The organism is Pseudomonas sp. m6p, assembly GCF_055760375.1.
Genome location: NZ_CM147084.1, coordinates 5,695,790 through 5,715,259, shown reverse-complemented (window position 1 = coordinate 5,715,259; position 19,470 = coordinate 5,695,790). Strand labels below are relative to the sequence as shown.

The following is a 19,470-nucleotide window of genomic DNA, read 5'->3' as shown; positions in this document are numbered from 1 at the left end:
ACCGTCGGGGCCGGCATGGCGGTATATAGATATCGCGGACAAAAAAGGCCTGCATCAACGCAGGCCCGTAACTGAACCGAAGTGAAGGTCAGGTGCCGGACTTGATCTTGGTCCAGGCCCGTGTGCGCGCCCGTTCGGCATCACGCGGCAGCGGTTGCAGGGTGTAGAGCGTGCTCATCGCCGCATCGGTCGGGTACAGGTTGGGGTTGTTGCGGATCGCCGGATCGACCAGCCCGGTAGCGTCCTTGTTCGGGTTCGGGTAGCCGACGAAATCGCTGACCGGGGCGATCACCGCCGGTTGCAGCAGGTAGTTGATGAAGGTGTAGGCGTCTTGCGGATTCTTCGCGCCCTTGGGAACGGCGAGCATGTCGAACCAGATCGGTGCGCCTTCCTTGGGCAGGCGCATGTCGACCACGACACCGTTCTTCGCCTCTTTGGCGCGATTGGCCGCTTGCGAGAAGCTGCCGGAATAACCCACCGCGACGCAGATGTCACCGTTGGCAATATCAGCCATGTATTTGGACGAGTGAAAGTAAGTGATGTACGGGCGGATCTTCATCAGCAACGCCTCGGCCTTGGCATAGTCCGCCGGCTTCTTGCTGTTGGGGTCCAGGCTCAGGTGTTGCAGGGCCAGCGGCAGGATCTCCGACGGCGAGTCGAGCAGGGCGACGCCGCACTGCTTGAGCTTGCTGATGTTCTCTTCCTTGAAAATCAGGTCCCAGCTGTCCACCGGCGCGTTATCGCCCAGCGCGGCTTTGACCTTGGCCGGGTTGAAGCCGATCAGGATGGTGCCGTACATGTACGGCACGGCGAATTTGTTGCCCGGGTCGTTGGCTTCGATCAGCTTCATCAGTTTCGGATCGAGGTGATTCCAGTTCGGCAGCTTGCTGCGGTCCAGCGGCTGGAACACCCCGGCCTCGATCTGCTTGGCGAGGAACACATTGGACGGCACCACCACGTCATAGCCGGAGTTGCCGGTCAGCAGCTTGGCTTCCAGCGCTTCGTTGGTGTCGAAGATGTCGTAGACCAGTTTGGTCTGGCTGTTCTGCGCCTTGAAGTCTTCCAGCGCCTTGGGCGTGATGTAGTCGAACCAGTTGTAGACGCGCAAGGTGCGTTCTTCGGCGTTGGCGCCGACGCTGAGCAGCGCCGCGCACAGGGCTGGTGCAATGCAGTGCTTGAGTCGGTTCATTGTTCGAACCCTTCCAGCACGTTCACCGCGTTGATGCCGATCTCTTCGACGGCGTAGCCACCTTCCATCACGAACAGCGTCGGTTTGCCGAGGGCGGCGATGCGTTTGCCCATCGCCAGGTAATCCGGGCTGTCGAGCTTGAACTGCGAGATCGGATCGTCCTTGAAGGTGTCGACGCCCAGCGACACGACGATGATGTCGGCACCGTAGCTGTCGATCTCGTTGCAGGCCTGTTCCAGCGCCGCGCTCCACACCTTCCAGCCGGAGCCGGCCGGCAGCGGATAGTTGAAGTTGAAGCCTTCACCGGCGCCTTCACCGCGTTCATCTTCGTAGCCGAGGAAGAACGGAAACTCGGCTTCCGGATGGCCGTGGATCGAGGTGAACAGCACGTCGCTGCGCTCGTAGAATATCGACTGGGTGCCGTTGCCGTGGTGGTAGTCGACGTCGAGGATCGCGACTTTCTGGTGGCCGGCATCAAGGAATGCCTGAGCGGCGATGGCGGCGTTGTTGAGGTAGCAATAACCGCCCATCAAGTCGCTGGCAGCGTGATGTCCCGGTGGTCGGCACAGGGCGAAGGCGCTGTGTGCGCCGCGCTGGATTTCGGCTTGGGCGGTGAGGGCGACCTGCGCTGCGCTGTACGCCGCTTGCCAGGTGCCGGCGGTGATCGGCGCGCCGCCGTCGAAGCTGTAGTAGCCGAGCTGGCCGTGCAGGCTGGTCGGTTTGATCTGCCGCAGAGTGCGTGCGGGCCAGGTGTAGGGCAGCAAGTCGCCGTCGGTGTTGAATTCGGTCCAGCGTGCCCACGCACCTTTGAAGAAGTCGAGGTAGTCGCGGCTGTGGATGCGCGCGATCGGTTCGAGACCGAAATCCTTTGGCGCTTCCACCGATCCGAGGTTTTGGTTCTTGACCCGTTGCAGCACGTGGTCGGCGCGCGACGGCATTTCGAAACACGGCTTGAGCTGGCCGTCGATGAGTTCGCAGCGACCGTGGTGCAGGTGGTGATCGTCCGAGTAGATCGTCAGCATTTGTTGTTCTCCGCAGGGGGCTGATTCGGTTGCCCCCAGTGTTGCGGTGCGCGGCGAATCGGAGAACGGCAGGAAAGGCCAAAAGGGGATCGATATGGCCAAAAACGCTGACCGAAATTCGCCCCTTGTCAGCAGATCAAAAGATCGCAGCCTTCGGCCGCTCCTACACAGATCGGCGTAGGAGCTGCCGAAGGCTGCGATCTTTTGATCTTCAGGGTCGGAACTGGCTCGGCGCAACCCCGCTCCAGCGCACGAACGCATGGCGGAAACTCGCGGTTTCGCTGAAGCCCAGGGTCTCGGCGATGCGGTAGATCGGCAACTGATCCTCAAAGAGCATCTGTTTGGCGCGCTCGAAACGCAGTTCGTCGAGCAGCTCTTGATAACTGCTGCCCATGTCCTTGAGATGGCGGCGCAAGGTGCGCGGCGAGCATTTCATCTGCTGGGCCAGCCCCTCGAGGCCCGGTGCTGCATTGAGCTGGGCGCTGAGCAGTTGGCGAATCCGCCCCAGCCACGCCTGCCGTCCGGTGAACTCGATATTCTGCTTGCGGCAGCGATCGGCCATGGCCTGGTGGGTGATGCTGTCGGCCAATGGCAACGGTTGATCGAGCCAGCGCCGGTCGAAGGCAAAGGCGTTGTCCTTGGCGGCGAAGTGCAGCGGGCTGGCGAAGTGCTCGGCATAACTGTCGCGATAATCCGGCGCGGCATGTTCAAAACGCGTCGCCAGCAGTGGCAGCGGGTGCCCGAGCAGGTCGTCGCAGATGACCTTCAGCGACACCAGGCAGAATTCCGCGTTGAACACCGCCATCTCCGGGCTCTCGCGGTAATCGGCAGCGACGAACCAGACGCGCTCGCCATCGTCTTCCAGGCTTAGTTCGAAAAGTGTTCCCAACAGCGCCGGATAGCGAATCGCCAGGCGCAAAGCGTCACCGAAGGTGGCACAGGTCAGCAGCGCGTAACCGAGGATGCCGTAGCAGGAAACATGCATCCGCCGTCCCAGTTCCAGGCCAATGTCATGCTTGAGCGCAACGGCGTTGGCGCAGACCTGCATCTCCTGATTGGTGGTGATGCGCGTGTCGGCGCGGTTCAGATCCGCCGCACTGATGCCGCTGCCGGCCAGCAGCGCTTCGCTCGACAGGCCTTCGGTCTTGAAGGTGTTGAGCACCAGTGAGACGGCGTTGAGCGTGGTGAGGTGGGAGTGGAGCATAAGATCTTCCAGCCTCGGGGGTGCTGGAAACGGCAGCAAGTTATATGCCGGGTGAAGATCAAACGGTATGAGGGCTGTTGTGGCGAGGGAGCTTGCTCCCGCTGGGGCGCGTAGCGGCCCCAAAACACTGCGACTGCTGCGCAGTCGAGCGGGAGCAAGCTCCCTCGCCACAGGGGCTCACTCCTGCAAGGGTTCGGGTGGTGTCAGATCAGTTCGCCACACAGGTCGAGTTCGATCAGACGCCGCACTTCGGCGTTGTCCAGACCCGCACCGAGCAAGCCGTGCAACTTGCCGAACGCCGCCTCGCGGGTCATGCCGCCGCCGGATAGCACGCCCACGCCGCGCAAACGGCTGCCGGCTTCATACACATCCAGCTCGACCCCGCCTTCATGGCACTGCGTGACCGCAACCACCACCACACCGTTGTCCCGTGCGCGGCCGAGGCTGGCAAGGAACTCGGGATTGTCGCTCGGTCCGGTGCCGCTGCCGTAGCACTCCAGCACCAGACCTTTGATACCGCTGGCCAGCAGGCCATCAACCACCTCGGCGCCGATGCCGGGAAACAGTGGCAGCACAGCAACCTTGGCCAGTTGTTTCGGCTGGTTGTAGTTCAGTGCGGCTGGAATCGACGGCGCTTTCACCCCGCCGCCCTGACGCTCCAGGCGCTTGAACGGATGCCGACCGAAGCTGCGCACTTTCGCGCAACGGGTCGGCGCCAGCAGCTCGCCATGGAAATACAGGTGCACGCCCGGCGCCAGACCCTGACCCAGAGCAACCATCGCGCCACCGAGGTTTTCCCAGGCATCGCTGTCGGTGACGCCGGCCGGCAGCATCGAGCCGGTGAAACACACCCGGGCATGCAGGCCGAGCAACTGGAAACTCATCGCCGCAGCGCTGTAGGCCAGGGTGTCGGTGCCATGCAGGATCAGTACGCTGTCGCAGCCTTGCACGTCCACCGCATCGACCACCGCTTCGCGCAGTTGCTGCCAGTAGGCCGGGGTCATGTTGGCGCTGTCGATCAGCGGCGACATTTCCCGGAAGCGCCACTGCGGCACCACCAGTTCGGGCTGGCTGTGCAGGTAGTCGCGCATGCGGGCTTCGAAACCGGACGCCGGGGCCAGGCCGTTGGCGCTGGCCTGCATGCCAATGGTGCCACCGGTGTAGAGCACCATGACGTGTTGGGCGGCGGGATAAGTCGAAGGGGTCATAGGATTCTCCGAAGCGATGAGTTCCTGTGGGAGCGGGCTTGCTCGCGAATGAGGTGGGTCAGATACCAGAATGTCGACTGATCCGCCGCTTTCGCGAGCAGGCTCGCTCCCACAGTTTTACGAACTGTAACTGACGGGCGCAGGGGATGCGCCCGTCATTCACCTGTCAGCGTTGCGCTGCAGGGATGCCTTGCGGCTCGACTGCGGTCTTGCCGACGGCTGGCGCCTCGGTCGGCCAGGCCTTCAAGTCCAAATCCAGATCGGCAAATTTGCTGGAATCGAACACCGGCTGCTTGATGCCGGCGCGGCGCTGCTCGTCGTAGTCGCGCATGACACGCATGCCGACCTTGAACAGCATGGCCAGGGCCATCAGGTTGACGAAGGCCAGGCACGTCATGGTGATGTCAGCGAAGGCGAATACGGTCGAGAGGTCTTGCATCGAACCCCATACCACCAGCGCCAGGACCAGACCGCGGAAAACCATCAGCAACGCGCGGTTGCGGCTGAGGAACTGCAGGCTGTTTTCGCCCAGGTAGTAGTTGTAGAGGATGCAGGTGAAGACGAACAGCGACAGCGCGACGCTGACGAAGATGCGTCCCCAGTCACCGACCACGGCGGCCAGCGAGTTCTGGGTGAGAACGATGCCGTCACCTTCGAAGCCCGGGGTGTAGAAGCCCGACAGCAGGATCAGCAGCGCGGTGCAGGTGCAGATCACGAAGGTGTCGAGGAACACGCTGAAGGCCTGAACCACGCCCTGAGCGCCCGGGTGTTTCACCGAGGCCACGGCGGCGACGTTCGGCGCACTGCCCAGGCCCGCTTCGTTGGCGAACACGCCACGCTTCACGCCCATGACGATGGCGCTGCCGAGCAGGCCACCGAAGGCCGGGTCGAGACCGAAGGCGCTCTTGAAGATGGTTTCCAGCATCGCTGGCACGTGTTCGATCTGGGTGCCGATCACGTACAGGGTCACGCCGATATAGGCCAGAGTCTTGACCGGTACCAGCAGGTCGGACACGGCAGCGATACGCTTGATGCCGCCGATGAAGGTGATGGCCAGCAGTACCGCCAGGACGATCCCGGTGTGGCGTGGGTCGAAGGCAAAGGCGTTTTGCAGCGAGTGGGTCACGGTGTAGGACTGCAGGCCGATGAAGGCGAAGCCGTAGGTGACCAGCAGCAGGATCGAGAACACCACCGCCATGCCTTTGAGTTTCAGGCCGTGCTGGATGTAGTAGGCCGGGCCGCCACGGTACAGACCGTCACCATCGGCGCGCTTGTAGACCTGGGCCAGGGTGCATTCGAAGAAGCTGCTGGACATGCCGACCAGTGCGGTCACCCACATCCAGAACACCGCACCCGGACCACCGAGGGTCACGGCGATGCCGACACCGGCGATGTTGCCTGCACCGACGCGGCCAGCAAGGCTGAGCATCAGGGCCTGGAACGAGCTGAGTTGCCCGCCGCTGCTTTTGAGGCTGTCGCGGAATACCGCGAACATGTGGAAGAAGTGGCGCAATTGAACGAAACGCGAGCGAATCGTGAAGTAGCTACCGAGCCCGACAATGAGCACGATCAGTACTTTCCCTGAGAGGAAGTCGTTGATGACTTCGAGCATGGATTTTTCCTCGCTGTTTTTTGTGTAAGCAAATGCTGGATGTTCAGAAACATCGCGTTACACCGGTTTGCGCGCGGCACGACAGGTGAGGCGAAGGTTTCGTCCCGGATCCATTTCGCGGGTTTGTTATTAGTTCGGGTTTCGCATGGGTTATGGCCTCGTTACCGACGACCGCTCACGCGAAGAGGGGCGGCACTATACCGATCAGTGCGGCGCCCGTCTGCACGCTCGTGGTGCAAGCGACGAAACGAGGGTGCTGCAAGATCAAAAGATCGCAGCCTTCGGCAGCTCCTACAGGTACACGTCGTTCATGTAGGAGCTGCCGAAGGCTGCGATCTTGGCGGTATCAAATACATAAAACATTTAACGTCCTGCCCGCAAAGAAGTTAAAAAAAAGGGCTTGGGGACAAATCCCCAAGCCCTCAAAAGGTGAGAGGTGTCTAGTCCCTCGACCTGGTGAGCGATGCTACAAATAACGCGTCGGCTCAGGCTTTGAGCGGAACCAGACGCGGGGCAATCATGTTTTCCGGGCGCAGGATGTCGGCGAGCATGGCTTCGTCGAGCAGACCTTCTTCGCGCACCAGTTCCAGCACGCCACGGCCGCTTTCAAGGGCGATACGGGCGATGCGGGTGGCGTTTTTGTAGCCGATGTACGGGTTCAGCGCGGTGACCAGACCGATCGAGTGCTCGACCAGTTCGCGGCAGCGGGCTTCGTTGGCGGTGATGCCGACGATGCAGTGCTCGCGCAGCATGTCCATGGCGCGTTGCAGCAGACGGATCGAGTCGAGGATCTTGAACGCGATCAGCGGCTCCATCACGTTCAGCTGCAGTTGGCCGCCTTCGGCTGCCATGGTCAGCGCCAAGTCGTTACCGATGACCTGGAACGCCACCTGGTTAACGGCTTCCGGGATTACCGGGTTGACCTTGCCGGGCATGATCGAGCTGCCTGGCTGACGCGCCGGCAGGTTTATCTCGTTGATGCCGGTGCGTGGGCCGCTGGACAGCAGGCGCAGGTCGTTGCAGATCTTCGACAGCTTGACCGCGGTGCGCTTGAGCATGCCGGAGAACAGCACGAAGGCGCCCATGTCGGAAGTGGCTTCGATCAGGTCGGCGGCGGGCACCAGCGGTTGACCGCTGATCAGCGCCAGACGCTGAACGGCCAGCGCCTGATAGCGCGGGTCGGCGTTGATGCCGGTGCCGATCGCGGTACCGCCCAGGTTCACTTCGGTCAGCAGTTCCGGGGCCAGCGTCTTCAGACGGGCCAGGTCTTCGCCCATGGTGGTGGCGAACGCACGGAACTCTTGACCCAGGGTCATCGGCACGGCGTCTTGCAGTTGAGTACGACCCATCTTCAGCACGTGGTTGAATTCTTCACCTTTGGCGGCGAAGGCCTGAATCAGGCTGTCGAGGCTGGCCAGCAGCGCGTCGTGACCCAGCAGCAGACCCAGACGGATCGCGGTCGGATAGGCGTCGTTGGTCGACTGCGCCATGTTCACGTCGTCGTTCGGGTGCAGGTACTGGTACTCGCCTTTCTGGTGACCCATTGCTTCGAGCGCAATGTTGGCGATCACTTCGTTGGCGTTCATATTGGTGGACGTACCGGCGCCACCTTGAATCATGTCGACCACGAATTCTTCGTGGAAATCACCGCGGATCAATCGGGCACAGGCTTCGCTGATGGCAGCGTGCTTGGCTTCGCTCAGGTGACCCAACTCACGGTTGGCGTCAGCGGCGGCCTGTTTGACCATCGCCAGACCCACAACCAGTTTCGGGTAATGCGAAATCGGAACGCCGGAGAGACGGAAGTTGTTCACCGCTCGCAGGGTCTGGATGCCGTAATACGCTTGAGCCGGTACTTCGAGGGCGCCAAGCAGGTCGTTTTCTGTGCGGAAAGATGCAGCGGAGGACATGATAGAAATCATCTCGATATGGACCCGGTCTATGCCGGAACGCTGCGAATGCTAGGCTTACGGGATTTTTTGGGCCAATGCTGTTAAACACTGGCCTATGCACATTCGGCATAATGCCCGTGTGACGCCGCCTGCGCGGCAGACGTGTGACCTGTTTTGGTGCGTTCCCGGGAGGGCGTGATGAATCTGGAAAGCAAATGGCTCGAGGACTTCAGTGCCCTGGCCGCCACCCGCAGCTTCTCGCAGGCGGCCGAACGGCGTTTCGTGACCCAGCCGGCGTTCAGTCGGCGGATTCGCAGCCTCGAAGCGGCGCTGGGCCTGACGCTGGTCAACCGCTCGCGCACGCCGATCGAATTGACGGCGGCCGGGCAACTGTTTCTGGTGACCGCGCGCACCGTGGTCGAACAGCTCGGTGAAGTGCTGCGTCATCTGCATCACCTCGAAGGCGGGCAGGGCGAAGTGATGCAGGTCGCCGCCGCGCACTCTTTGGCGCTGGGCTTCTTCCCGCGCTGGATTGCGCAACTGCGTAACGAAGGGCTGAATATCGCCACGCGATTGGTGGCAACCAACGTCGGCGACGCGGTGCACGCGCTGCGCGAAGGCGGCTGCGACCTGATGCTGGCGTTCTACGACCCGGACGCAGCGATGCAGATGGACCCGGAAATCTTCCCGTCGTTGCACCTGGGCCAGACCGAGATGCTGCCGGTGTGTGCGGCGGATGCCGAAGGCAAGCCGCTGTTCGATCTGGAAGGCGACGTCAGCGTGCCGTTGCTGGCGTACAGCGCCGGGGCGTTTCTCGGGCGCTCGGTGAATGGTTTGCTGCGTCAACGTCAGCTGCGCTTTACCACGATCTATGAAACCGCCATGGCCGACAGCCTGAAAAGCATGGCCCTGGAAGGCCTCGGCATCGCCTGGGTACCGCAACTGAGCGTGCGCGCCGAGCTGGCCCGCGGCGAACTGGTGGTCTGCGGCGGCCCGCAATGGCATGTACCGCTGGAAATTCGCCTGTACCGCTGCGCACTGGTGCGCAAGGCCAACGTGCGGTTGCTCTGGCGCAAACTTGAGGGCGGCGCTGCACAGGCTTCTTGAGTGGTGGGTCTGTGGGAAAAGATCGCAGCCTTCGGCAGCTCCTACAGGTTGAAATGCCTTGCCCTGTAGATACCGTCTTGCCCCTCACCGGGCAAGTGCCAATTTCGGGTCAAATGGTTGGCCCGATTTGAGCACTCCGTAGACGAAGTGCAACAACTTGCGCATGGCTGCACAGATGATCTGTTTGGGGGCTTTGCCATTGGCCTTCAAGCGTTCCTTCATGGCGATGATCGCCTCGTTGTGCCTCAGCGCTACCAGGCCTGGCATGTACAGACCCGCCCGAACGCGAGCCGAGCCGACCCTCGAAATAATTGTTCTGCCTTTGAGTTTTCCTGACTCCTGCAGCTTAGGGTTCAACCCTGCAGCAGCGACCAGTTTGCGAGGGTCGTCGTATTTGCGCAGGTCGCCCAGCTCGGCCAGCAGCCGCTCAAGGGTTTTCTGCCCGATACCGTCGATGGTCACGATCAAGTCGCGCATCTGGCGCATGTCCGGATCATCATCGATGTGTTTCTTGATCGCTTTGTGCGTTTCAGCGATCTCTTTTTCGATGTGGCGCAGAACGGAGTTGATCGAGTCTTTGACCTTTTCGTCGGACACATCCAGACGATTGAGCTCCATCTGCTCCATTTCCTGAAGATCATCCAATCGACGCACCATCGCCTTCAGTTGGCGGTATTTCAGTGGCTCCGGAGCCCAAAGCTGAAGCTTTTCAGCCTTTTCCCGAGCAAAATCAGCGAGCAGTTTGGCGTCGCTTTTATCGGTTTTGATCCGGCGCAATTCGCTGTCGGCGTAAGCATGGGTCGTGGCCGGATTGACGACACAGACCCGGTAACCCTTGTTGTAGACGAACTCGGCAAGTTCCAGGTGATAGACGCTGGTGGCTTCCATCACGATCGAGGCTGTGGGCTCGACCTGCTTGTTCAACCAAGCTTCAAACTCTTTGAAACCCTTCGCGTCATTAGGCAGCTTGGCCTTGGTTTTGTGCTTACCGTTTGGCAAGTGCGTGGCGATATCAAAGGTGTTTTTAGCGATATCGACACCGACGAAACTGGACATGAGTGTCTCTCCATTGATCTGTTTTCGATCATCACTGCACTCTGTCCAACCTTGCGAATGCGAGCTCTCGCCAGAGACGGGCCCAAGATACCGTTCGAACTATATGAGTGAGTGTGGAGGGCTGGAGCACGATCTACATCACAGGCAAAAAGCCTAAGGAGCTGCACGGCTTCCAAGTCCCTCCCTCGATGATCAGTCGAGAACTATCGCTCCTGACGGAGCGATAGTCGAGATACAAGGAGCTGCCGAAGGCTGCGATCTTTTGATCTTTTCTGCTGACCTTCAAGTCAATAAAACCGGGCCTTTCGCTGATTTGACAGATGGTCGTTTCGGGGGCTGTTTATTGGCTTCTTTGCGGTATACTGCGCGGCCTTCGGCCGGTACGTCCGGCCATTTTTCGTACAATCAAGCCACGCAATCCTGCGTGGCTTGTTGTTTTTGACGCGCCTGCGGGCGCCCAGAGAGAAGAGGCGCGACGATGAGTGCACTGGTTGGCGTGATCATGGGCTCCAAGTCCGATTGGTCCACCCTTAGCCACACCGCCGATATGCTGGAAAAGCTCGGCATCCCGTACGAGGTCAAGGTGGTTTCCGCCCACCGCACCCCGGATCTGCTGTTCCAGTACGCCGAAGAGGCTGAGGGCCGTGGCATCGAGGTGATCATCGCCGGTGCCGGTGGCGCAGCCCACCTGCCAGGCATGTGTGCGGCCAAGACCCACCTGCCGGTGCTGGGCGTTCCGGTGCAGTCGTCGATGCTCTCGGGCGTCGATTCGCTGCTGTCGATCGTGCAGATGCCAGCGGGCATCCCGGTTGCCACCCTGGCCATCGGCAAGGCCGGCGCGATCAACGCCGCGCTGCTGTCGGCGAGCATCCTCGGCGCCAAGCATCCACAATTCCACGCGGTACTGAAAACCTTCCGTGCCGAGCAGACAGACAGCGTCCTGGACAATCCAGACCCACGTATTGCCTGAGGTTGTTGAGATGAAGATCGGTGTAATCGGTGGCGGCCAGTTGGGCCGCATGTTGGCGCTGGCGGGCACTCCGCTGGGCATGAACTTCGCTTTCCTCGACCCTGCGCCGGATGCTTGTGCCGCCGCGCTGGGCGAACACCTGCGGGCCGATTACGGCGATCAGGATCACCTGCGCCAACTGGCTGACGAAGTCGACCTGGTGACCTTCGAGTTCGAAAGCGTCCCGGCGGAGACCGTGGCGTTTCTCTCGCAATTCGTCCCGGTCTATCCGAGTGCCGAAGCCCTGCGCATCGCTCGCGACCGCTGGTTCGAGAAGAGCATGTTCAAGGACCTGGGCATTCCGACCCCGGCCTTCGCCGACATTCAATCGCAAGCCGACCTGGACGCCGCCGTGGCTTCGATCGGTCTGCCGGCCGTGCTGAAAACCCGCACCCTGGGGTACGACGGCAAGGGTCAGAAAGTCCTGCGCAAGCCTGAAGACGTGATCGGTACCTTCGCCGAGCTGGGCAGCGTGGCCTGCCTGCTGGAAGGCTTCGTGCCGTTCACCGGTGAGGTTTCGCTGATCGCCGTGCGTGCCCGCGATGGTGAAACCCGCTTCTACCCGCTGGTGCACAACACCCACGACAGTGGCATCCTCAAGCTATCGGTGGCGAGCACCAATCACCCGCTGCAGGCTTTAGCCGAAGACTACTCCAGCCGTGTGCTCAAGCAGCTGGATTACGTCGGCGTGATGGCGTTCGAATTCTTTGAAGTCGACGGTGGCCTCAAGGCCAACGAAATCGCCCCGCGCGTGCACAACTCCGGGCACTGGACCACCGAAGGCGCCGAGTGCAGCCAGTTCGAAAACCATCTGCGCGCCGTAGCCGGCCTGCCGCTGGGCTCGACGGCCAAGGTCGGCGAGAGCGCCATGCTCAACTTCATCGGCGTGGTTCCGCCGGTTGAGAAAGTCATCGCCATCGAAGACTGCCATCTGCATCACTACGGCAAAGCCTTCAAGGCCGGGCGCAAGGTTGGTCACGCCAACCTGCGCTGCGCCGACATGGCGACGCTGCAGGCGCAGATCGTCAAGGTCGAAGCGCTGATCGCCGAGTAACGACAGTTTCATCTGGCAGCGGCGGAACCATTCAGGGCTCGCCGTTCTCTCATGGCAGGATGCCAAAGTCTGACTAGGCTTTGGCATATCTACTATTGAGTGTCAGAGGGAAATGCCATGGGAATTATCGGAACCATCTTTATCGGCTTGATCGTCGGCCTGCTGGCACGCTTCCTCAAACCGGGCGATGACAGCATGGGCTGGATCATGACCATCCTGCTCGGTATCGGCGGTTCGCTGGCGGCCACTTACGGCGGCCAGGCCCTGGGTATCTATCAGGCAGGTCAAGGCGCGGGCTTCATCGGTGCGCTGGTCGGCGCGATCGTGCTGCTGGTGATCTACGGCCTGATTAAAAAGAACTGATCCAAGCGACCAAGTCCTCTCTGCCAACGCGGCAGGGAGGGCTAGAATGCTCGGCGATTCGACGTCCTTCCTTTATCCGAGCATTTTTTACCGAGCACCTCCATGCGCCGTCTTTTGTTGACTCTCCTTTTGCTGGGCAGCGGTCTGGCCCACGCCGGCGAACTGCCGGAAACCGACTGGCTGGAACTGATGCCCAAGTCGGACCAGAAAGCCCTCGAGGCCATGCCCGAAATCGACCACAACTCCCCGGAAGCCACCGGCACCTTCACCGAGAAGGGCGGGATGAAGCAGGCCAAGGGTTTGCCGGCGGTGATGTATTCGACCAAGACCGTGGCGTCGATGAACGACAAGCACATCCGCATCGGTGGCTACCCGGTGCCGCTGGAATCCGATGCGAAGGGTCGCAGCACGCTGTTCTTCCTGGTGCCATACCCGGGCGCGTGCATCCACGTACCGCCACCGCCGCCGAATCAACTGGTGCTGGTGCGTTATCCCAAGGGCTTGAAGCTGGATGACATCTACACGCCGCTGTGGGTGACCGGCACGCTGAAGATCGAGAAGGTCAGCAATGACCTGGCTGACGCGGCGTATGCGCTGGACGCGGACAAGGTGCGGGTGGTGCAGGAGTCCGATCTGTAATCGTCACCCCAAAACAACTGTGGGAGCGAGCCTGCTCGCGAAAGCGGTGTATCAGGCACTTGAAGAGTGGCTGACATAACGCATTCGCGAGCAGGCTCGCTCCCACATTTTGTTTTGCGGTACTGGTTAAAGCGGTTTACTACCGACGCTGACACCCATCGTATGGCTCGCACCCGACGCCAGATTCACCACATCATTCATCACATTCGCCGTCTCGATGCACAGCATGCGCTGCCAGCCGTCGTTGTCCATGTCGCTGAACGCGGCGGCGCGGTCGATCCACGGGTTCCAGATCACTGCGGTGCGTGAGCCGCTTGCGGTCAGTACGATGCGCCGCTCCCAGGCCGGGTCGACGATGCTCAGTTGCGGCGGAGCCTCGAGGTAGATGCGGTCGGTTTCCCCGGCGAAGCGCAGTGCGCCTTGCTGGTGGTGGGTGTTCCAGTTGTCCAGGGTCTCGATGTACTCCAGACCGTCCACACCGTCGACGTGCACGTTGCGCACATCGCTGACTGCGAAATAAGTGTGCAGCGCCTGGCTGATGCTGACGGTTTCGACACCCCGGTTATGGCTGGTCAGGCTGATGTGCAACTGATCATTCAGATGCAGGGTCAGGGTCAGATCGACCTGATACGGCCAGCCCGGCAGGCCACCTTCGGGGTAGGGCAGCTTGAATTCGACCTTGACGCCGTCAGCCTCTGATTCGATGCCGCCCAGCTCCCAATCCATCGCTCGCACCAGACCGTGTGCGGGTGCCGGTTGCTCACCGGTGTACAAGGCCTGCACGTGCTGCGGGTTGCGTTCGAACTTGCCGAACCACGGCCAGCACACCGGCACACCGGCGCGGATGCTCTTGCCGGTCTTGAACACCGCCTTGTCGTTGAGCCAGATGATCGGCGGCTGGCCGTCGATTTGATAACTGAGGATGTGCGCGCCTTGCTGGGCCACCAGCACTTCGGCCTGACCGTGGCGGATGCGCCAGCAGTTCAGTTCATCCAGTTTCACGGCTTCAACGCTGGGCGTGTTCATGGGACAGCTCTCGATCAGACACTTGGGACGACTATCGACCGCAAAACCGCGGCGAGGTTTAACGTGCGCGCGGCGGCACCGAGCGGGTGCGACCGCTGCCGTCGATGGCGACGAAGACGAACACCGCCTCGGTCACTTTACGCCACTCGCTGGACAGCGGATCGTCGCTCCACACTTCGACCATCATCTGGATCGAGCTGCGGCCGATTTCCAGGGTCTGGGTATAAAAGGACAATGGCGCACCGACCGCGACCGGCACCAGAAAGGCCATGCGGTCGATGGCCACGGTCGCCACACGGCCACCGGCAACGCGGCTGGCCATCGCGGTCCCCGCCAGGTCCATCTGCGCCACCAGCCAGCCGCCGAAAATATCGCCAAAGCCGTTGGTCTCGCGAGGGAGTGCGGTGATTTGCAAGGCCAGGTCGCCTTGCGGGATCGGATCTTCTTGTTCGAGCTCTATCATGCCGGGGGTGCCTCTGACCCGTGACTCTTCGTTGGTATTGCTGGTGGTAGCCGTCTTCAGGAAAAACGATTCAGCACCGAACATACTGCGTTCGTCACGTTTTCCGTAGGCGTCTAAAGGGAAACTCTGCGAAAGCGGCTGGATCCACGCACCAGGGCGACCAACGACGTTTTCGCACAGCAACCCCCTACAAACCGGAGCAAGGTTGCGAGTATATCGGTCGGTAGACTCCACGACGACCATCGGGTTCTGATTTTGACCGTCAAATACGCGCCTCTATGTGCTTTTTCGAACAATTTGCTATGGTGCCGAACCTGCCCAAGCCACAGCCAGCGTTGTTGTGGCGGTAGATCCGCCTATAAGAGAAGCCCTTGCCATGACCACAGCGCCTTCGAGCCTCGCGCAGCCCGAGCAACCTGCACGCCCCCTGACCCGCAATGATTACAAGACTCTGTCGCTATCGGCCTTGGGCGGTGCGCTGGAGTTTTACGATTTCATCATCTTCGTGTTCTTCGCCACCGTGGTCGGCAAGCTGTTCTTCCCGGCCGACATGCCCGAGTGGCTGCGCCTGATGCAGACCTTCGGCATTTTCGCCGCCGGTTACCTCGCGCGGCCGCTGGGCGGCATCGTCATGGCGCACTTCGGCGACCTGCTGGGGCGCAAGAAAATGTTCACCCTGAGCATTTTCATGATGGCCGTGCCGACCCTGATCATGGGTCTGCTGCCGACCTACGCACAGATCGGCCTGTGGGCGCCGATTCTGTTGCTGCTGATGCGAGTGATCCAAGGCGCGGCGATTGGCGGGGAAGTGCCGGGGGCGTGGGTCTTCGTTTCCGAACACGTGCCGCAAAGGCACATCGGCTACGCCTGCGGGACACTGACCAGCGGTTTGACCGCCGGCATCTTGCTCGGCTCGCTGGTCGCCACGGCAATCAACAGCATCTACACGCCAGTGGAGGTGTCCGACTACGCCTGGCGGATTCCATTCCTGCTCGGCGGCGTGTTCGGCCTGTTCTCGGTGTACCTGCGCCGCTGGCTGCACGAAACCCCGGTGTTCGCCGAATTGCAACTGCGCAAGGCGCTGGCCGAAGAAGTACCGCTGCGTGCGGTGCTGCGTGACCATCGCGGGGCGATTGCGATCTCGATGCTGCTGACCTGGCTGCTGTCCGCCGGGATCGTCGTGGTGATCCTGATGACCCCGACCGTGCTGCAGACGGTCTATCACTTCTCGCCAACGGTGGCGCTGCAATCGAACAGTCTGGCGATCGTGTTCCTCAGCGTCGGCTGCATCATCTCCGGTGCCCTGGCCGACCGTTTCGGCGCCGGCCGGGTGTTTGTCTTCGGTAGCCTGGGCCTGCTGATCAGCTCCTGGACTTTCTACCACAGCCTCGCCGACCACCCGAACTGGCTGTTCCCGCTGTATGCCCTGACCGGTCTGCTGGTCGGCACTATCGGTGCGGTGCCCTACGTGATGGTCAAGGCGTTCCCGCCGGTGGTGCGCTTCAGCGGGCTGTCGTTCTCGTACAACGTGGCGTACGCGATCTTCGGTGGCCTGACGCCGATGGTGGTCAGCCTGCTGCTTAAAGAGAGTGCGATGGGCCCGGCCTACTATGTGGCGGTGCTGTGCGCGATGGGGATTCTGGTGGGGGCGTGGCTTTGGAAGAAGGGGCGCTGATCCAAAGATTCAGCTATCTAGGGCTCTCGCCAGCGTGAGAGCCTTGTTTCACACTCGCTAGCCGGGAGTCGAGCTCCATGCTCAAGCATGTGGGCCAAGGCTTCTGCTGCATGCAGTCTTTCGATGACGTGATGTTCAACCATCAAATCCAGTAACCAAAGAGCTCCGTGTACTTGGAGTCCGTCTCGCTGTGCCTGGCGCCTCAGCTTGCCATCTCCGGTGAGTAAAGGGCGACGTGTTTGCTGTGCCAGCAGGTAACAAGACACATCGGCCAGCGAACTGTTGTTGTGTTCGATTCGTAAACCATATAACCGCATGACACTGGCGTCATCGAGTGATTCGACTATCAGACCTTGATCAAGCAATTCGTCATGTGGGAAGTCTTCAAGTTCATGCATTACGAAGTCAGTACAACACAATGTGAAAGGCAATCTAAACATCTGCTCCAGTAATCCGGCATTTCTGAAATCGATCCAGATATTCGTATCACTGATGTAGATAAGGCTCATGCACTCTCCAGTGAGCCCAGGAAACTTGGGTCCAGGGCTTTTACTGGCTTGCGCAAGAGTTCGGCAGCCCGGGATTTGGTAATCAGCCCTTCTGCCAGTGCCCAAAATGCTAACGACTCAAACCTTTGCGGCGGTTTGCACGGCATCGGCTCAGGTTCCGACTTTCGCCAGCCTTTGGCACTGAATTGAATAGTGAGGGATTTATAACCACCTTCGCTGAGTAGCTTCAGATCCTTCAGTCGTCTCAGGGCGGCATGCATCGATATTCCGTATTGCCGCTTTGCAATCAGTAGTTCTTGTGGATGAACCCTGGTGCGAGGATGGCTGCCGAAATCGCCAGTAACGCTTTTGGCTGGATACAGAAACGCCCCTGCGAAACGATGGCAGCAATTTTCTTTATCCTTTTCAGACATCTCCTCTGGCAATGCCATCACCCAATGACCGAGCTCATGGGCGGCAGTAAACCTGATTCGTTCGCCTGGGCGATCAGCATTCAACGCAATTAGGACATGCTTCCCGTCGCCAGTTGTAGCACAAGCACCATCGAAATCGTCTGGGCCATTGAGCATTGCAATCTTGATGCTGTGCTCTTCCAGCTGTTCGGTGAGGTTGGCAATGGGGTCAGTGCCAATTCCCCAGAATTGGCGAAGCTCCTCAGCCGCTAGCTCGGCTTCATCAATAGAGGAGACTGCAATCATTTGTGCGGGAGTGACAGGGGTGTTGATGTCTGCGGGATCGAAACATTCCTCTAGGGCGATGTAGCGCTCGAGGTGCTCTCGAATTTTTTCTTCTACTTGGGCCTGGCGATATTTGGGCATCTTGGCCAGCTTACGAAATTCCAGAGGTGCCAAAGGTATCGCTTCTGAGCGGAAAAAGTACTCAGGATTGACCTGCAGTGCTTTAGCTAGTTGCAGCAGGCGAGTGGAGTTCGGGGTGCTCAACCCCTTCTCATATTTGCTCAAAGCTTGTTTGGTTATGTCGCCGAGCTGGATGGCCAGAGCATCAAGGGTTAGCCCTCGTTGCAGGCGTGCGCGACGAATTCGGTCGTTTATCATGGTGCCCTCTCGTGGTTGACAAGACTATCTTTTGATAGTGATTTGTCAACCTTGGAAGAGTTCCATTTTTTTGTGCCGCGCCCATGCTGGCCTTTCATCCAATTGTCATATTTCAGCCATAGAGTGTTCACACGGCCTGCTGATACTTGGCCCCGACTTAACACACCCTATCTGCTAGGAGTAAGGCATGAAACTGAAGCGTTTGATGGCGGCAATGACTTTTGTCGCTGCTGGCGTTGCGACTGCCCACGCGGTAGCCGCTGGCGTTGACCCGGCAATTCCGGCTTACACCAAGGTCACCGGTGTATCGGGCAACTTGTCCAGCGTTGGTTCCGACACTCTGGCCAACCTCATGACCCTGTGGGCTGAGAACTACAAGAAAGAATACCCGAACGTAAACATCCAGATTCAGGCTGCTGGCTCCGCCACCGCGCCACCTGCGCTGACCGAAGGCACCTCCAACCTGGGCCCGATGAGCCGCAAGATGAAGGACACCGAACTGGCGGCCTTCGAACAGAAATACGGCTACAAGCCAACTGCTATTCCGGTGGCCGTGGACGCCCTGGCGGTGTTCGTGCACAAGGACAACCCGATCCAGCACCTGACCATGGAACAGGTTGACGCGATCTTCTCGTCTACCCGTCTGTGCGGCGCCAAAGCCGACGTGAAAACCTGGGGCGACCTGGGCGTGACCGGCGACCTGGCCAACAAGCCAGTGCAACTGTTCGGTCGTAACTCGGTATCCGGCACTTACGGCTACTTCAAGGAAGAAGCCCTGTGCAAAGGCGACTACAAGCCTAACGTCAACGAACAACCAGGTTCGGCGTCGGTTGTGCAGTCGATCAGCTCCTCGCTGAACGGCATCGGCTACTCGGGCATCGGCTACAAGACTGCCAGCGTGAAGACTGTTGCTCTGTCGAAGAAAGGCAGCACTGACTTCATCGAAGACACCGAAGAAAACGCCCTGAACGGCAAGTACCCACTGTCGCGCTTCCTCTACGTTTACGTGAACAAGGCCCCGAACAAGCCTCTGGCCCCGCTGGAAGCCGAGTTCGTGAAACTGGTTCTGTCCAAACAGGGCCAGGAAGTGGTGGTGAAAGACGGCTACATCCCACTGCCAGCCAAGGTTGCTGCAAAAGCACTGGCTGACCTGGGTCTGCAGGAAGGCGGCGCTGAAGTCGCAAAAAAGTAACAAACTGAGTCAGGGGTAAACCCCGCCTGACTCATGTGGGAGCGAGCCTGCTCGCGAAGCGGCCTTCAGAACCGGCACTTTCGCGAGCAAGTTCGCCCCACACTCCCCGAATTCTTTTATCCACTGCCAGTGCCCCGCTGGCGGCGGATTTGCTGCGTCACTGCATTGTCATCTTTCTGTCATACAGGATCGCTA

The 19,470-nt window shown here is 60.2% G+C and carries 18 protein-coding genes; 7 read left to right on the top strand and 11 right to left on the bottom strand.

Annotation, left to right across the window (positions count from 1 at the left end):
- Nucleotides 1-88 precede the first annotated feature (88 nt).
- From ACYZUM_RS26165 to aspA, 6 genes are all read right to left on the bottom strand, one after another.
- The gene (locus tag ACYZUM_RS26165) at nucleotides 89-1,189 is read right to left on the bottom strand and encodes a polyamine ABC transporter substrate-binding protein (protein ID WP_108184244.1); all 1,101 of its coding nucleotides are present in this window, start codon (nucleotides 1,187-1,189) and stop codon (nucleotides 89-91) included.
- Entirely contained in the window at nucleotides 1,186-2,211 is a 1,026-nt protein-coding gene (locus ACYZUM_RS26160) for a histone deacetylase family protein (protein WP_108184243.1), read from the bottom strand. The genes ACYZUM_RS26165 and ACYZUM_RS26160 overlap by 4 nt, the downstream gene beginning before the upstream one ends.
- Nucleotides 2,212-2,422: 211 nt before the next feature.
- Nucleotides 2,423-3,415 (bottom strand): AraC family transcriptional regulator, encoded by a 993-nt coding sequence (locus tag ACYZUM_RS26155; RefSeq protein WP_108184242.1) that lies wholly within the window; start codon nucleotides 3,413-3,415, stop codon nucleotides 2,423-2,425.
- Nucleotides 3,416-3,618: 203 nt separating this feature from the next.
- Nucleotides 3,619-4,623 carry an asparaginase gene (locus ACYZUM_RS26150; protein ID WP_108184241.1) on the bottom strand — a complete coding sequence of 335 codons (1,005 nt, stop codon included), beginning with the start codon at nucleotides 4,621-4,623 and terminating at the stop codon, nucleotides 3,619-3,621.
- Between the two features lie 166 nt (nucleotides 4,624-4,789).
- Nucleotides 4,790-6,235 carry an alanine/glycine:cation symporter family protein gene (locus tag ACYZUM_RS26145; protein WP_108184240.1) on the bottom strand — a complete coding sequence of 482 codons (1,446 nt, stop codon included), beginning with the start codon at nucleotides 6,233-6,235 and terminating at the stop codon, nucleotides 4,790-4,792.
- A 485-nt stretch (nucleotides 6,236-6,720) separates the two neighbouring features.
- Nucleotides 6,721-8,145, bottom strand: coding sequence for an aspartate ammonia-lyase (aspA, locus tag ACYZUM_RS26140; protein ID WP_003229645.1), 1,425 nt, complete (start codon nucleotides 8,143-8,145; stop codon nucleotides 6,721-6,723).
- 180 nt (nucleotides 8,146-8,325) lie between these two features.
- Here aspA and ACYZUM_RS26135 point away from each other — a divergent pair, with 180 nt between their 5' ends.
- The gene (locus ACYZUM_RS26135; RefSeq protein WP_041071648.1) at nucleotides 8,326-9,234 is read left to right on the top strand and encodes a LysR substrate-binding domain-containing protein; all 909 of its coding nucleotides are present in this window, start codon (nucleotides 8,326-8,328) and stop codon (nucleotides 9,232-9,234) included.
- A gap of 84 nt (nucleotides 9,235-9,318) precedes the next feature.
- On the opposite strand, the gene ACYZUM_RS26130 is transcribed toward ACYZUM_RS26135, so the two are convergent.
- Nucleotides 9,319-10,290, bottom strand: coding sequence for an IS110 family RNA-guided transposase (locus tag ACYZUM_RS26130; RefSeq protein ID WP_108181669.1), 972 nt, complete (start codon nucleotides 10,288-10,290; stop codon nucleotides 9,319-9,321).
- A gap of 478 nt (nucleotides 10,291-10,768) precedes the next feature.
- On the opposite strand from ACYZUM_RS26130, the gene purE reads away from it, so the two are divergent.
- The 4 genes from purE to ACYZUM_RS26110 all read left to right on the top strand — a co-directional run bounded on the left by purE (nucleotide 10,769) and on the right by ACYZUM_RS26110 (nucleotide 13,355).
- On the top strand, nucleotides 10,769-11,260 hold the full coding sequence (purE, locus tag ACYZUM_RS26125) for a 5-(carboxyamino)imidazole ribonucleotide mutase (protein WP_003229641.1): 492 nt from the start codon (nucleotides 10,769-10,771) through the stop codon (nucleotides 11,258-11,260).
- Nucleotides 11,261-11,270: 10 nt separating this feature from the next.
- A complete protein-coding gene (locus ACYZUM_RS26120) occupies nucleotides 11,271-12,353 on the top strand; it encodes a 5-(carboxyamino)imidazole ribonucleotide synthase (protein ID WP_086792485.1) in 1,083 nt (360 codons plus the stop codon).
- Between the two features lie 117 nt (nucleotides 12,354-12,470).
- On the top strand, nucleotides 12,471-12,716 hold the full coding sequence (locus tag ACYZUM_RS26115; protein ID WP_003229635.1) for a GlsB/YeaQ/YmgE family stress response membrane protein: 246 nt from the start codon (nucleotides 12,471-12,473) through the stop codon (nucleotides 12,714-12,716).
- Nucleotides 12,717-12,818: 102 nt separating this feature from the next.
- Nucleotides 12,819-13,355: a DUF3299 domain-containing protein gene (locus ACYZUM_RS26110; RefSeq protein WP_007962278.1), complete on the top strand. Its 537-nt coding sequence runs from the start codon at nucleotides 12,819-12,821 to the stop codon at nucleotides 13,353-13,355.
- Between the two features lie 126 nt (nucleotides 13,356-13,481).
- On the opposite strand, the gene ACYZUM_RS26105 is transcribed toward ACYZUM_RS26110, so the two are convergent.
- Together ACYZUM_RS26105 and ACYZUM_RS26100 are read right to left on the bottom strand one after the other, a co-directional pair.
- On the bottom strand, nucleotides 13,482-14,381 hold the full coding sequence (locus ACYZUM_RS26105; protein ID WP_108184238.1) for a D-hexose-6-phosphate mutarotase: 900 nt from the start codon (nucleotides 14,379-14,381) through the stop codon (nucleotides 13,482-13,484).
- Nucleotides 14,382-14,439: 58 nt separating this feature from the next.
- On the bottom strand, nucleotides 14,440-14,844 hold the full coding sequence (locus tag ACYZUM_RS26100) for an acyl-CoA thioesterase (protein ID WP_473061372.1): 405 nt from the start codon (nucleotides 14,842-14,844) through the stop codon (nucleotides 14,440-14,442).
- A gap of 376 nt (nucleotides 14,845-15,220) precedes the next feature.
- Between ACYZUM_RS26100 and ACYZUM_RS26095 the strand changes: the two genes are divergently transcribed.
- A complete protein-coding gene (locus ACYZUM_RS26095; protein WP_108184237.1) occupies nucleotides 15,221-16,519 on the top strand; it encodes an MFS transporter in 1,299 nt (432 codons plus the stop codon).
- Between the two features lie 17 nt (nucleotides 16,520-16,536).
- Here ACYZUM_RS26095 and ACYZUM_RS26090 read toward each other — a convergent pair whose 3' ends face one another.
- The gene (locus ACYZUM_RS26090; protein WP_108184236.1) at nucleotides 16,537-17,028 is read right to left on the bottom strand and encodes a PIN domain-containing protein; all 492 of its coding nucleotides are present in this window, start codon (nucleotides 17,026-17,028) and stop codon (nucleotides 16,537-16,539) included.
- The gene (locus ACYZUM_RS26085; protein ID WP_108184235.1) at nucleotides 17,025-18,083 is read right to left on the bottom strand and encodes a helix-turn-helix domain-containing protein; all 1,059 of its coding nucleotides are present in this window, start codon (nucleotides 18,081-18,083) and stop codon (nucleotides 17,025-17,027) included. Before ACYZUM_RS26085 ends, ACYZUM_RS26090 begins: the two co-directional genes overlap by 4 nt.
- A gap of 187 nt (nucleotides 18,084-18,270) precedes the next feature.
- On the opposite strand from ACYZUM_RS26085, the gene ACYZUM_RS26080 reads away from it, so the two are divergent.
- A complete protein-coding gene (locus tag ACYZUM_RS26080; RefSeq protein WP_086792482.1) occupies nucleotides 18,271-19,275 on the top strand; it encodes a phosphate ABC transporter substrate-binding protein PstS in 1,005 nt (334 codons plus the stop codon).
- Nucleotides 19,276-19,470 lie beyond the last annotated feature (195 nt).